Origin of the sequence: Actinomadura flavalba DSM 45200 (genome assembly GCF_000374305.1) — a bacterium.
GTDB lineage: Bacteria > Actinomycetota > Actinomycetes > Streptosporangiales > Streptosporangiaceae > Spirillospora > Spirillospora flavalba.
Map to the genome: position 1 here is coordinate 70,362 of NZ_KB894098.1, position 12,633 is coordinate 82,994.

The 12,633-nt window shown below is 75.0% G+C and carries 13 protein-coding genes and 1 tRNA gene; 7 read left to right on the forward strand and 7 right to left on the reverse strand.

Features of this window, described 5'->3' with window-relative positions; genetic code table 11:
- Positions 1-62 precede the first annotated feature (62 nt).
- Positions 63-548 (forward strand): DUF6069 family protein, encoded by a 486-nt coding sequence (locus tag C229_RS0120925; RefSeq protein ID WP_018657062.1) that lies wholly within the window; start codon positions 63-65, stop codon positions 546-548.
- A 6-nt stretch (positions 549-554) separates the two neighbouring features.
- Here C229_RS0120925 and C229_RS0120930 read toward each other — a convergent pair whose 3' ends face one another.
- A complete protein-coding gene (locus C229_RS0120930; protein WP_155884963.1) occupies positions 555-2,474 on the reverse strand; it encodes a PP2C family protein-serine/threonine phosphatase in 1,920 nt (639 codons plus the stop codon).
- 213 nt (positions 2,475-2,687) lie between these two features.
- Here C229_RS0120930 and C229_RS0120935 point away from each other — a divergent pair.
- Positions 2,688-2,761 (forward strand) — tRNA-Pro (locus C229_RS0120935).
- Positions 2,762-2,959: 198 nt separating this feature from the next.
- Complete coding sequence (locus C229_RS0120940; RefSeq protein WP_018657064.1) at positions 2,960-4,555, forward strand: FAD-dependent monooxygenase; 1,596 nt, start codon at positions 2,960-2,962, stop codon at positions 4,553-4,555.
- On the opposite strand, the gene C229_RS0120945 is transcribed toward C229_RS0120940, so the two are convergent.
- Positions 4,542-5,222, reverse strand: coding sequence for a GntR family transcriptional regulator (locus tag C229_RS0120945; RefSeq protein WP_051109038.1), 681 nt, complete (start codon positions 5,220-5,222; stop codon positions 4,542-4,544). The two genes, C229_RS0120940 and C229_RS0120945, sit on opposite strands and share 14 nt — an antisense overlap.
- A 120-nt stretch (positions 5,223-5,342) precedes the next feature.
- Between C229_RS0120945 and C229_RS0120950 the strand changes: the two genes are divergently transcribed.
- From C229_RS0120950 to C229_RS0120960, 3 genes are read left to right on the forward strand one after another with little or no spacing between them, the layout of a single operon-like run.
- A complete protein-coding gene (locus tag C229_RS0120950) occupies positions 5,343-5,909 on the forward strand; it encodes a VOC family protein (RefSeq protein ID WP_018657066.1) in 567 nt (188 codons plus the stop codon).
- 50 nt (positions 5,910-5,959) lie between these two features.
- Positions 5,960-6,823, forward strand: coding sequence for a fumarylacetoacetate hydrolase family protein (locus C229_RS0120955; protein WP_018657067.1), 864 nt, complete (start codon positions 5,960-5,962; stop codon positions 6,821-6,823).
- Positions 6,824-6,866: 43 nt separating this feature from the next.
- Positions 6,867-7,712: a DUF72 domain-containing protein gene (locus C229_RS0120960; RefSeq protein WP_033424636.1), complete on the forward strand. Its 846-nt coding sequence runs from the start codon at positions 6,867-6,869 to the stop codon at positions 7,710-7,712.
- On the opposite strand, the gene C229_RS0120965 is transcribed toward C229_RS0120960, so the two are convergent.
- From C229_RS0120965 to C229_RS0120975, 3 genes are read right to left on the reverse strand one after another with little or no spacing between them, the layout of a single operon-like run.
- The gene (locus C229_RS0120965) at positions 7,709-8,269 is read right to left on the reverse strand and encodes a DUF421 domain-containing protein (RefSeq protein WP_018657069.1); all 561 of its coding nucleotides are present in this window, start codon (positions 8,267-8,269) and stop codon (positions 7,709-7,711) included. The genes C229_RS0120960 and C229_RS0120965 overlap by 4 nt on opposite strands.
- Positions 8,270-8,292: 23 nt before the next feature.
- The gene (locus C229_RS0120970) at positions 8,293-8,745 is read right to left on the reverse strand and encodes a hypothetical protein (protein WP_018657070.1); all 453 of its coding nucleotides are present in this window, start codon (positions 8,743-8,745) and stop codon (positions 8,293-8,295) included.
- Positions 8,746-8,777: 32 nt separating this feature from the next.
- On the reverse strand, positions 8,778-9,149 hold the full coding sequence (locus tag C229_RS0120975; RefSeq protein WP_018657071.1) for a hypothetical protein: 372 nt from the start codon (positions 9,147-9,149) through the stop codon (positions 8,778-8,780).
- A gap of 213 nt (positions 9,150-9,362) precedes the next feature.
- Between C229_RS0120975 and C229_RS31325 the strand changes: the two genes are divergently transcribed.
- A complete protein-coding gene (locus C229_RS31325; protein WP_018657072.1) occupies positions 9,363-10,004 on the forward strand; it encodes a hypothetical protein in 642 nt (213 codons plus the stop codon).
- Here C229_RS31325 and C229_RS0120985 read toward each other — a convergent pair.
- Together C229_RS0120985 and C229_RS0120990 are read right to left on the reverse strand one after the other, a co-directional pair.
- Positions 9,973-10,632 carry a response regulator gene (locus tag C229_RS0120985; RefSeq protein WP_205624527.1) on the reverse strand — a complete coding sequence of 220 codons (660 nt, stop codon included), beginning with the start codon at positions 10,630-10,632 and terminating at the stop codon, positions 9,973-9,975. The two genes, C229_RS31325 and C229_RS0120985, sit on opposite strands and share 32 nt — an antisense overlap.
- Positions 10,629-12,572 carry a sensor histidine kinase gene (locus C229_RS0120990; RefSeq protein ID WP_018657074.1) on the reverse strand — a complete coding sequence of 648 codons (1,944 nt, stop codon included), beginning with the start codon at positions 12,570-12,572 and terminating at the stop codon, positions 10,629-10,631. The genes C229_RS0120985 and C229_RS0120990 overlap by 4 nt, the downstream gene beginning before the upstream one ends.
- Positions 12,573-12,633: the final 61 nt, after the last annotated feature.

Sequence of the window (12,633 nt, forward strand, 5' to 3'; positions counted from 1 at the left end):
TTTGCCGCCGTCCGCGTCGGGTCCTCCCGCCTGCGGGAACGATGGCTCGCGAGGGGGGACCGATGAGTTACGAGACCGGCAACATGTATCCCGAGTACCCCGAACGCCCCGGACCGCCCGGCGACCGGCCCCGGCCCGGCGTCAACGCCGGGCGGCTGTGGGCGGGCGGCGCCGCCACCGCGCTCGTCGCCGCGTTCATCGGCGTCGTCGGCGTGCTGGTCGCGCGCGGCGTGCTCGACATCCCCGTCTGGCTGCCCGCCGGGCAGGACCGCGTCGCCGACGGCACCGCCCTCGGCGTCGCCGTCTTCGGCGCCATCGCCGCGATCACCGCCACGGCCCTGCTGCACCTGCTCATGCTGACGACGCCCAGCCCCCGCCAGTTCTTCGCGTGGATCGTCGCGCTCGCCACGATCGTCGGCGTCGTCTGGCCGTTCACGACCGGCGTCTCCCTGGAGAGCCAGGTCGCCCAGGCCATCATCGCCGGGCTCACCGGCCTCGCCATCGGCACCCTGCTCACGTCGGTGGCGTCCAGCTCCGTCCGCGCCTAGCGCGGCCTACTCCACCCGGACCGCGAAGAGGGTCGTGTCGTCGGCCGCGCGGTCCGGGTTCATGCCGTGCAGGGCGCGGTCGACGACGCGGCCCGGATCGGCCGGGCCGTCCTGGAGGAGGCCCGCCAGGCGTTCGATGCCGTCGCCCAGGTCGGCGCCGCGCCGCTCGACCAGGCCGTCGGTGTAGAGCAGGACGACGTCGTCGGGGCACAGCGGGAGGGTGTGCGTCGCGTACTCGACGTGCGGGACGGCGCCCAGCATCGGGTCGGGCTCGCCCTCCAGCGGATACGCGGCGCCGTCCCGGAGCAGGATCGGCGGCAGGTGCCCCGCCGACGACCAGCTCAGCAGCCGCTCGCGCGGGTCGAACCGGGCGATCACGGCCGTGCCGGTCGTCGGCTCCATGTCGATGACGAGATCGTTGAGCCAGCCCGCGAGCCGCCCCGGGGGCTCCCCCGTGGACGCCAGGCCCAGCAGGCCGTTGCGGCTGCGCGCCATCGCCTCCGTCGCGGGCAGGCCGTGCCCGGCGACGTCGCCGATCGCGAACAGGTCGGTGCCGTCGACGAGGATGCGGGTCGCGAACCAGTCGCCGCCGATGCGCGCCGCGCTCTCGGCCGCCAGGCTGCGCACCGCGATCTCCAGGCCGGGCATGTGCCGCACGTCGGCCGCGTCCGGCAGGATCGCCCGGCGCAGCGTCACCGCCAGACGCTGCTGCTCGGCGGTGCGGGCCTGCTGGCGCTGCATCTGCCGGCGCGTCTGCGTCAGCGCCCGCTCGATGCGGCGGCGGCGCGTGATGTCCTGCGAGACGATGTTGACCGACACCGGGTAGCCGCCGCTGTCCAGCACGGGTTCGGCGAACACCCACAGGTGCCGGTACCGGCCGCCCGTCAGGGCGACGCGGTGCTCGACCTCGACCGGCTCCAGGCGGCTGAACAGCGTCTGGAGCCCCTCCTCGATGAGCGGGACGTCGGCGGGCGCCACGATCTTCGCCAGCTCGGCGGGCGTGGACGGCGCGTCCTCCATGGAGACGCCGTAGTTGGCGGCCATCTGGCTCGACCACTCGACCTCGCCGCTGATCAGGTCCCACTCGCCGAACCCCAGGCGGCCGAGCCGCTCCACCCGGTCGAGGCGGCGGCGGGCCCGGTCCTCCTCGAAGTGGTAGCGCCAGGTGACGCAGACGCCCGTCGGGACGCGGACCGCGCGCAGGGTCATCCTTGACGACTTGGCGACGCCGTCTTTGGCCGTCGAATAGATCATCGGGCCGCCGTGGTAGGGCTCCTCCGACTCCAGCACCTTGACGTAGGAGTCGAACACCCCCGACAGCGCGGAGCCGGGGTCGGTGCGCAGCAGCCGGCGGCCGAGCAGATCGTCGCGGCCCCGTCCGAACAGGTCGCTGGCGCCCTCGTTCAGCTCCGCGTACAGGAAGTCGAAGACGCGGCCGTCGGGACGCCGGACCGGCACCAGGTGGGCGGCGCTGTCCAGCGAGGCCGTCAGCAGGACGCGGGCCTCCGGGTCGTCGGGGAGTTCCTTGAGCGTGGCGGCGTCGTGGTCGGTGTCGGCCTGCGACACCGACCGCAGGATGCGGGCCCGCTCGGCCTCGGCGTCCTCGGTGAGCCGGGCCCGCTCCTCGTCGGTGGTGGCGGGACGCGCCACGGCGGCGACGGTGCCCTCGGGCGCCTCGCTCTCCTCGCCCGGCGCCTTGGTGACGAGCGCGGCGGCGTCGGCGAGTTCGAGGTCCATGTCGCGGGCGAGCCAGATGAGGTGCTGGAGCGCCTCCCCGGTCGGCACCCCGAGCCGGGCGGCCAGCGCGGCCCGCGCCTCGGCGATCAGCGCCCGGCCGCGGACGGCCCCGCGCAGCTCGGCGAATCCGGCATCCGGCGCGTCCGGCGAACCCTCCGGCGGCACGCCCGCCTCGTCGCCAGCAGTCACCGCCTCGCCCCCGTTCCGCAGATGACCTCGTCCCTGAAAAGGTACATAGGTCAGGGAACAGCGACTCCCGACAATTTCGTCCCTAGCCCAGCTTTTTGCCCCACCTTGCCCGACCCCCCGAAGCCGGACACCGAGCCCCTACCCGCCCCACAACCGAGTACGCACCAACCCGGAGTCTGCGCTACAGTAATCAAGCCCGCTACGGCAGGGCACCGGGACGTAGCGCAGTTTGGCAGCGCACTTGACTGGGGGTCAAGGGGTCGTGGGTTCAAATCCCGCCGTCCCGACCGGGTAGGAAAGGGCTTCGGAGCTTGCTCCGGGGCCCTTTTTTGTGTGCGCTGAGGCTTCGGAGGGCGCCGTCCTTGCTGTTATAACATATAGCGTCTAGCCTCGGAGTGTTCTTCCACCCCTGGTAGGAGGCCGGATATGGGGCAGCGGCGGCGTTGTGGTGCGCGGTACGAGGTCGGTGGGCGGGGTGTCTTCTGATGGCGCCGTTGCCGATTGACGCGCTGCCCGGGCGCGTGCCGGTGCTGGTCGCGGGTGGGGGGCCGGTCGGGCTGGCCACGGCGATCGAGCTGGGGACGCGCGGCGTCGGCTGCCTCGTCGTCGAGCCCCGCGCCACCGTCTCCACCGCCCGGCCCCGCTGCAAGACCGTCAACGTGCGGACGATGGAGCACCTGCGCCGCTGGGGCCTGGCCGACCGGCTCCGGCGGCGGGCGCCGCTGCCCGTCTCCTGGTCGCGGGACGTGGTGTTCTGCACGTCGCTGACCGGCCGGGAACTGTCCCGCTTCACCGGCGTGCTCGGCCTCGCTCCGGACGGCGACCGGTTCGCCGAGACCGGCCAGCAGGTGCCGCAGTACGTGCTGGAGGAGGTGCTGCGCGAGGCCGTCACCGACCTGGACCCGTGCACCCTCGCCCTCGGCCTGCGCGTCACGGACCTCGACCAGGACGCCGACTCCGTGCGCGTCACCGTGCGCGACGACGCGGGCCGCGAGGCCGTCGTCACCGCCGATCACGTCGTGGGCTGCGACGGCCCGCGCAGCGTCGTCCGCGAGCGCATCGGCGCCGCCTACCGGGGCGGCCGGGCGCTCAGCCCGAACTTCGGCATGGTGTTTTCCTGCCCGGAGCTGGCCGGGCACGTCGCGCACGGACCGGCCGTGCAGTACTGGGTCGTCAACGGCACGGCGCCCGCCCTCGTCGGTCCGCTCGACCGGACCGGCACCTGGTGGGCGATCGCGTTCGGCGTCGACCGGGCCACCGGCGAGGCGACGGCGCACGACCTCATCGACGCCGTCGCGGGACGCCCGGTGCGGGCCGAGGTGCTGTCGACCGACCCCTGGACGGCCCGGATGGAGATCGTCGACCGGATGCGCCGGGGCCGCGTCTTCCTGGCCGGTGACGCCGCCCACCTCAACCCGCCCTTCGGCGGCCACGGGCTGAACACCGGAATCGGTGACGCGGTCGACCTCGGCTGGAAGCTGGCGGCCGTCGCGCGGGGCTGGGGCGGGCCCGCGCTGCTCGACGGCTACGAGGCCGAGCGGCGGCCGATCCAGGAACGGGTGATCGCGGAGGCGACCGCGAACATGCGGGTGCTGTCGTCCGATCTCGTCACCGCCGACCTGGAGGCCGGCGGCCCGGCGGGCGACGCCGCGCGGCGGGCCGCCGGGGAGCGGATTCAGCGGACCAAGCGCGCCGAGTTCCACGCGCTCGACCTGGTGCTGGACGTCCGCGTCGCCGCCTCCCCCGTCCTGCCGGACGGCGCGGCGTGCGGGACGCGGCTCCCCCACGCCTTCACCGGCGGCGCCTCGCTCTACGACCTGCTCGGCCCGGACCTGACCCTGCTCGTCCTGCGCCCCGGCGCGGCGCCGGAGACGATCGAGGACGCCGCCCGCCGGCAGGGCGTCCCGCTGGCGACCGTGGACGTCACCGCCACCGGCCTGGCGGCCCGCCTCGGCGCGTCGCTCGCGCTGGTGCGTCCCGACCAGATGATCGCCTGGACGGGCGACGGCGCCCCCGCCGACCCGGCGGCCCTGCTCGCGACGGTCACGGGCACGGCGCCGGTACCGGTCAGCCGTCGGTGAGGGCGGCCAGCGCCATCCGCTCGTTGCGCGCCAGGTGCTCGGCGACGGCGTCCGAGGCGGTCGCGGGGTCGCGGCTGCGGAAGGCGGCGACGAGGTCGAGATGGGCCCGGCCGCGCCGCCGGTGCTCGTCCGGGTCGGGGTCCAGGCGGCCGAAGCCGATCCGGACGTAGCGTTCCGCCGCCCGCCACAGCGTGGTGAGGAGCCGCACGTCCCAGACGGTGGCCGCGGGGGCCAGCAGCGCGAAGTGGAACGCGTGGTGGCCGTCGTAGATGTCGCCGATGCCGTGGCCCCGGGCGCCGAACCCGGCGGCCTCGGCCTCCAGCCGGTCGAGTTCGGCGTCGCTGAGCAGCGTGCACGACCGCGCGGCGATCTCCGGCTCGACGACGCGGCGGAGCCGGTAGATGCCGTGCAGGTCGTCCAGGTCGAGGGGGGTCACGGTGGCGCTGCGGCCGGGCCGCATGACGACGAGTCCTTCGCTCTCCAGGCTGCGCAGTGCCTCCCGGACGGGGATGAAGGAGACGTCGAGCATGTCGGCCAGCTCGCGCAGGGAGTAGTCCTGCCCGGGGGCGAGGTCGCCGGACAGGATGGCCCGGCGCAGCTCGTCGGTCGACTGCTCCACGACCGACCGGGAGGTGATGGGCCGCAGTTTCGCCCGAGGTGCCGCCACGTGCTCCGCCTTCCGGGGCCTGGAGATCGGGTTATCAACTATAGCGATCGGTCGGCCCACCCTTGCTGTTATCAAATATACGAAATACGCTGTGGGTCGGATCACAGGAGGAGGTCACCGATGCCCACCCCCAAGTTCGCCCACGTGGTGCTCCAGACCGGACGGCCCGCCGCGCTGCGGGACTGGTACTGCACCGTGCTGGACGGCCACGTCGTCTACGGGGACGACATGCTGACGTTCATCACCTTCGACGAGGAGCACCACCGGATCGCCCTGCTCAGCCCGCCGGTCCCGATCCGCCCCAGGACGCCCGACACGGCCGCCATGCACCACGTCGCCTACACGTTCGCCGGGCTGGACGACCTGCTCGACCGGTACGTCCTGCTGCGCGACGCGGGCGTCCGCCCGGCCGTGTGCATCGCGCACGGGGTGACGACGTCGCTGTACTACCGCGACCCGGACGGCAACTTCGTCGAGATGCAGGTCGACAACTTCGCCGAGCCCGACCAGGCCACCCGGTACATGGGCGGCCCGGAGTACGCCGCCGACTCGGTGGGCCCGGCGTTCGACCCGGAGGAGATGCTGGCGGCCCGGCGCGGCGGAGCGTCCGTCGACGAGCTGACGGCGCGGGCCTGGTCGCTGAAGGCGGGCCTGCCGGACCCGATGGGCGTGCTGCTCGGCACCTGACGTTCCGGCGTGGGCACGCTGTTATCAAATATCTAACCGAAGGGACCACCATGCGCGTCGCCAACCTCGCGGGACGGCTCGTCATCGTCACCGGCGCCCCCGGCGCCGAAGTCGCCCACGACGTCGAGAAGAACAGCGGCGGCCGGTTCGCCGCCGCGCCCCAGGCGGTCTACGACGACTGGGACGCGTTCACCGCGTGGGCGGCCGGCGCCGCGCTGACCGACCCGGTGCCGCTCGACCCCGCCGATCTGGGCGCCCCGTCGCCCGAGCCCCGGCAGGTCCTCGCCGTCGGCCTCAACTACCGCGACCACGCGGCCGAGTCCGGCTTCGCCGCCCCCGCCGGAGACCCGCCGGTCTTCACCAAGTTCCCGAGCTGCCTGACCGGTCCGCGCGGCGACGTCGTCCTGCCGTCCGGCGGGCGCACCGACTGGGAGGTCGAACTCGTCGCGGTGATCGGCCGCCGGGCGCACCGGGTCTCGGCCGCCGAGGCCCCCGCGTACGTCGCCGGGTACACGGTCGGGCAGGACCTGTCCGAGCGGGTGCTCCAGATGGCGGCGCAGCCGCCGCAGTTCAGCCTCGGCAAGTCCCTGCCCGGTTTCGGCCCGACCGGGCCGTGGCTCGTCACGCCGGACGAACTGGACGACGCCGCCGACCTGGAGCTGAGCTGCGCCGTCAACGGCGAACGGGTCCAGCACGGCCGCACGAGCCGTCTCATCCACTCGGTCCCCGATCTGGTCGCCCGCCTCTCGGCGACGCTGCCGCTCCTGCCCGGCGACCTCCTGTTCACCGGCACCCCGGGCGGCGTCGGCTTCGGCATGAACCCCCCGCGCTACCTCGCACCCGGCGACGTCCTCACCAGCCGCATCGAGGGCATCGGTGAGCTCCGCCACCGCTTCGTCGCCGCGCCCGCCTGACGCGGGCGGGTTTCCGCCGCTCCGGGCGCGGTAGCGTCGGGGCATGCGGCTTCATGTGGGGTGTCCTATGTGGGGGCATGTGCCGTGGCAGGGGCGGTTCCTGCCGGAGGGGCTGCCCGCGCGGGAGCGGCTGGCGGCGTACGCGTCGTGGTGCAACGCCGTCGAGGGCAACACGACGTTCTACGCGACGCCCGCGCGCGACGTCGTGGAGACGTGGGCCGAGCAGACGCCCGAGGACTTCCGGTTCCTGCTCAAGCTGCCGAAACCCGTCACGCACGACCACCGGCTCGTCGGCGGCGAGGACGCGCTGCGCACGTTCCTGACGGCGATCGAGCCGCTCGGCCCGCGCGTCCACGCGCTGTGGGTGCAGTTGCCGGCGTCGTTCGGGCCCGGTGAGGTGCAGACGCTCGGCGCGTTCCTGCGGGCGCTGCCGTCCGGGCACCGGTACGCCGTCGAGGTGCGGCATCCGGCGTTCTTCGCGGACGCGCGCGCTGCGGCGCCGCTGCGGAGGATCCTGGAGGACGCGGGCGCCGAGTGGGTTCCGTTCGACACCACGGTGATGTTCGCGAGCCCGCCCGAGAGCGACGCCGAACGGGAGGCGTGGGCGAAGAAGCCGCGCGTCCCGCGCCGGGCCCCGGCCGTGACCGACCGGCCGATCGTGCGGTACCTCGGCCGCGACGACGTGGACCGCACCGTCGAGGGCTGGGCGTACTGGGTGGAGACCGTCGCGGACTGGCTGCGTGGCGGCCGCTCCCCCACGGTGTTCGTCCACACGCCCGACAACACCGAGTCCCTGCCGCTGGCGCGCCGCTTCCACGACGAGGTCCGCGCCCGCGTCCCGGGCCTGGAGCCGCTGCCCGAACCGGTCGAGAACGCCACCCTGTTCTAGGGCCGCGCGGCGAGCGCCCGCTCCAGCCGGGTGAGGGCCCGGCGGAGTTCGTCGATGTCGGCCTTGTCGGCGGGCTGGTCGCGGTCGTTGAGGCGGACGAGGACGGTGCCGCCGGGCTCCAGCGTGATGACCGACGTCTCGGTGACCGCGTCGCCGCCCGCGCGCTGCACCTCGGCGTCCAGGTCCTCGCGGCGCAGGCCGAGGCGGGAGAGGGCCGGGGGCAGGTAGGCGCCGTCGCGGGCGAGGACGGTCGTGCCGCCCTCCAGGAGGCGGCCGATCCGGTGCCAGCGCAGCGTCGCCCGGTCCAGGACGGTGTTGGTGGCGAGCAGCACGGCGGCGCCGAACAGCGCCCCGGTGACCGAGTTGTCCGGCCCGATGATGGCGTTCTGCACGACGTTGGACAGCAGCAGCATGACGACCAGGTCGAGGTTGTTGAGCTGCGCGAGGTCGCGTTTGCCGACGAACCGCAACAGCACGACCAGCGCGACGTACACGAGGATCGTCCGCACGGCCTTGTCCCCGTACGAGACACCGCTCACCAGGATCTCGCGCCACATACACCCGTCCTCCACCGACCACCCTAGGACGGCGCCGCCTCCCCCGCCGGGACGCCGCGCCGCGCCGCCAGCCCGGCGACGGTCAGCGCGGCGAGGACGAACGCGGCGGCGAGCAGCACGAGGATCGACGGCATCGGGTGCTGGACGCCGTCCAGGTAGCCGACCGGGGCGGAGCCGTCCCCCCGCTGGGCCAGCGCGACGGTCTCGCGCCCGCCGAGCGCCACGGCGGCGGCGACGGGACCGAGCGCGGCGGGCACCCCGGCGGTGCGCAGCGCGGGCGGCACGGCGGCGGCGGTCGCGCAGGTCAGTGTGGCGACGAGCAGGGCGAGCAGCAGCACGGCGGGAACCCAGCGGCCCTGCGTGACGATCTTGCTCGTCTCCCCGCCGGTCGCGGCCAGCGCGACCAGCAGGCCGAGCGCGACGAACACGAGCCCGCCGGACGCGAAGGCGGCGCGGCAGCGCGTCGCGCCGCACACGGCCCCGGCGGCGAGCCCGGCCAGCGCGGCCGTCAGCGCGGCCAGCGGGCGGTGCTGCGACGCCGTCCATGCCAGCAGCAGGGGCGCGACGGCGCCGGCGTGGGCCGCGCCGACGACCAGCGCCGCGCCGCCAGGACGCCGACGTGCGGTGCGGCCAGGGACGGCACCGTCAGGACCGCACCGGCGAGCAGCGTCCAGGGCCAGCGGCGGATGAGCACCAGCCCGGCGACGACCGCCGCGCGCGCGAGCGCCGCTCCGAGGAACCGGCCGTCCGCCCAGAATCCGAACGGCCGGGTGGACGCGGCGTGCGGCACGGGCCCGGCCGTGGCGGCGGCGGCCAGCGCGGGCAGGGCGAGCGCCGCGAGCGCGAGGTGCCGGGGGGACGCACCGTCCTGATCTTCCATGGCGGAAGCCTGACACGACGCACCGCCCGAAAATGGGCTTTTGACCACGAATTGACAACGATGAGAGGGCATCGGTCAGGCCCTTGTGTGTCGGGGCCTGATTCGTCCTGGGTGAGTCGGACTTTTCGCCCGTTCGGTGGGACGAGTGCCCGGCGCGGGCTGGGACGGCTGCTTCCTACGGTTCCCGGCATTACCGACACCGAGGAGATGCCCATGGTCACCGAATCCGTTCGTCGTCGGCTCGCCGCCGTCTGCCTGCTGCTCTACGGCGTGCTGCTGTTCCTCGGCTTCGTCACCGGGCCCGACGGGGCCGAGCACGTTCCGGCCGTGTTCCGGGCCGAGGCCGCGACCGTCCAGCTCAGCGCGGTCCTGCTGCACTGGGCGATCGTCGCGCTGGTCGCCGCGCTCGTCGGGCTCGCGCCGCTGCTGCGCGGCTCGGTCGTCGCGACGATCGGCTGGGGCGCGGCGTTCCTCGGCTACGTCAACGCGTCGGGGCTGCTGGTGGGCGACTTCTACGACCTCGCCCTCGCGCAGAAGGCGCCCGACGCGGTGAGCACCGCCGTCATGGACACCGCCGGGGGGCTGCCCGGGTTCGTGTTCGGGTTCCTGCTGCCCGCGTTCCTGTCGCATCTGGGGATGCTCGCGGTCCTCGTCGTCCTGGTGCGGCGCGGGTTCGCGCCGTGGTGGACGCCGGTCGCGGTCGTCGCCGGGATCGTGCTGCCGTTCGTCGTCGCCGGGCAGGCGTCGGCCGTGCAGGCGGTCGGGCCGCTGGTCCAGCTCGCCGGTTACGCGGCGCTGGCGGCGCGGCTGCTGCGGGCGCCGGTCACGGCAGCCCCGCGTCCCGTGCCCGCATGATCGCGTGCGCGCGGTCCGCGACCTGGAGCTTGGCGAAGATGCTCGACACGTGGTTGCGGACGGTCTTGGGGCTCAGCCCCAGCCGTTCCGCGATCTGCGGGTTCGTCAGGTGCCGGGCGACCAGCGCGAGGATCTCCCGCTCCCGGACGGTCAGCTCCGGGAACGGGTGGTCGGCGGGCGCGGGTTCGGCGCCGAGCGCGGCGAAGTAGCTCATCAGCCGGGTCGCGATGGCCGGGCCGAAGATCGCCTCGCCCTGCGCGACGGCGTGCACCGAGCGCAGCACCTCGTCGCGGCGGGCGCCCTTGAGCAGGTAGCCGCGCGCGCCCGCCTGCATGGCCGCGAAGACCGAGGCGTCGTCGTCGGCCATGCTCAGCACGAGGACGCGGACGTGCGGGCTGTCGGCGGTGATGCGGGCGGTGGCCTCCATACCGCCCATGCCGGGCATCGCCAGGTCCATGAGGACGACGTCGGGCTGGACGCGCGGCAGCAGCGCCAGGGCCTGTTCGCCGCTGGCGGCCACGTCCGCGACCTCGACGCCGGGCGCCGCCGCCAGCAGCGCGCACAGCCCGGCGCGGAACGGCGCGTGGTCGTCGACGACGAGCAGCCGGACGGGGTTCACGGAGGTCATCCTTCCAGCGGCAGGTCGGCGCGGACGCGGGTGCCCGCGCCGGGCCCGGACGTGAGGGTGAGCGTGCCGCCGAGTTCGGCGGCGCGTTCGCGCATCGACGCCAGGCCGACGCCGGGGACGGCGTCGGCGGGCAGTCCGCGCCCGTCGTCGGTGACGAGCACGCTGAGGCGCCCGTCCGCGACGGCGACCGTCAGCTCGCAGCGGGCGGCGTCCGCGTGCCGGCGGGCGTTGGTGAGCGCCTCGGTGGCGATCCGGTAGGCGGCGACCTCGACGGCGGCGGGCAGGTCGGGCAGCGTGCCGGGGGCGTGCAGGACGGTGCGCGGGCCGGGCGCCGAGCCGGTGAAGGAGCGCAGCGCGCCGAGCAGCCCGAGGGTGTCGAGCGCGGGCGGGCGCAGGCCGTCCACGAGGCGGCGCACCTCACCGAGCGCGGTCTGCGTGCCCTCGACGATCTCCTCCAGCAGCGCGACCGCCGGGCCGGGCGGGACGGACGCGGCGACGGCCTCGGCGCGCATCGTCAGCGCGGCCAGCTCGGGGCCGAGTCCGTCGTGCAGGTCGCGGCGCAGCCGCCGCCGTTCCTCCTCGCGGGCCAGGACGAGGCGTTCGCGGGCGCGCTGGAGGTGCAGGGCGACGGCGATCTGCGGCGCCAGGTCTGCGAGGATGCGGCGGTCGGCGGCCGACAGGCCCCGCTCCCCCGGGCGCGGCGAGACGAGCAGGCGGCCGAGGGTCGCGTCGCGGTAGACGAGCGGCAGTTCGACCGTCCGGGCGCCGGGGGTGCCGAGCGCGGCGACCGCGCCGGAGTCGAGTTCGACGGCGGCGTAGGGCAGCCGCAGCGTCTCGGCGAGGGTGCGGGCGGCGGTGGCCGGGACGGCGTCGGGCGCGGCGGTGCGCTCCAGGCTGCGGCCGAGGCCGACCAGGACGGCGTACGGGTCGTCGCGGCGCCCGTACAGCAGGCGGTTCACCGAGCGCTGCACCAGGTCGCGCAGCGGCGCGAACACCAGCGCGACCAGGCCGGTGGCGGCGAGCGAGACGGGCAGGCTGGCGGCGAACAGCGCGCCGAGGTAGCCGACGACGGCGACGTAGCCGCCGACGACGCAGGCCGTCAGCACGGTGTAGACGAGCGTCCGGTTGATCAGCAGGTCGATGTCGAACAGGCCGTGCCGCAGGATCGCGATGCCGAGCGCGGCGGGGACGGCGCTCATCCCGGCGGCGCCGAGGATCTCCCAGCCGAGGCCGGTCGGCCACAGGCCGGGCGCGCCGTCGGTGAGACCGGCCGTCAGCCGGGCCAGGACGGCGAGCAGCGCGAGGGCGACGGCGTAGGCGAGCCACTTGAAGGGGCGGGCGCCGTCGCCGCGGGCGCGCCGGGCGCGGGCGATGACCGTCCCGGCGCCGACGGCGAACAGCAGCGGCAGCATCGCCCCGGTGACGGCGGCGGCGAGCGCGGCGGGCGCCTCGGCGGCGGCGACGCCGAACGGGTTGGGCATCTGCCGCTCCCCGCCGACCTGGCCGTTCTCGCCGGGCGCGAACGCGGCCAGCGCCATCGTGACGGCGCCGACGGCGACGGCCGCGTGGATCGGGCGGCGCCGGGCGGGAACCTCCCCGGCCGGGAAGAAGAACGGGACGAGGACCAGCGCGAGGTTGGCGGGTACCCACAGGAACGTCTGCGGCCAGGCCGCGACGGCGGCACCGGGCAGCCCGGCCAGCGCCCACTGCCCGCACGCCTCCATCAGCGCGAACGCCGACGCGCTGACGAGCAGCAGCCGCCCGACCGGGTTGCCGGGCCGGTGCACGGCGATGAGGCCGCCGACGACCGCGCACGACGCGACCAGCGGCAGATGGCTCTGCTCGGCCGCCGACCCGTCGCGGACGGCGCACAGGACGACCGCCGCGACGAGCAGCGCGAGCGTGCTCGCGGCCCACAGCGAGCGGCGCAGGGTGGTCACGGGGTTCGTCCCTTCGGGAGGCGGCGTCACTGTAGCCCGGCCGCCCGTCCCGGGGCACGGG